Raw genomic sequence first — 466 nt, 5'->3', positions numbered from 1 at the left:
GGAAAACACCTACCTGCAACTGTTGTCTCAGCGCTTTCTGCCGGCCTTAATGAACGGCCTGCTGGATGACCTGAACCGGGCGCCGAAAGGCAGCGAAGAAAAACTGGCCGTGCTGCGTATCATGCGGATGCTGGAAGACCGCAGCGGCCGCCATAAATCGCTGGTGGAAAACGCTATGCGGGCGCGCTGGAGCCAGGCGTTTAACGGCCAGCGCCCGTTACAGCAACAGTTGCTGACTCATCTGGACTATGCCCTGGATCACACCGACTGGCGGGCCGCGCGGGAGGCGGGCGATCAGGCCGCTATCAACAGCTTTGCGCCTTACCAACTGCCGCTCATCAATGCCGAGAAAGAACTGAGTCAGCTCTCTATTTATCAACGGGTCTACCAGAACCTGCGCATTAAAGCCCAGGATTCACTGCCGCCCCCCCTCAACCTGCGCGACCAGATTGGCCCGAGCTTTGAC

The 466-nt window shown here is 59.2% G+C and carries 1 protein-coding gene; it reads left to right on the top strand.

All coding sequences use genetic code 11. The features are described 5' to 3' along the window. A partial coding sequence (locus tag ACGF49_RS24840; protein WP_387493413.1) for an ImcF-related family protein occupies positions 1-466 on the top strand: 466 nt, incomplete at both ends.

Origin of the sequence: Photorhabdus sp. RM96S (assembly GCF_042879335.1) — a bacterium.
GTDB lineage: Bacteria > Pseudomonadota > Gammaproteobacteria > Enterobacterales > Enterobacteriaceae > Photorhabdus > Photorhabdus kayaii.
This window is presented reverse-complemented; position numbering and strand designations above follow the sequence as displayed.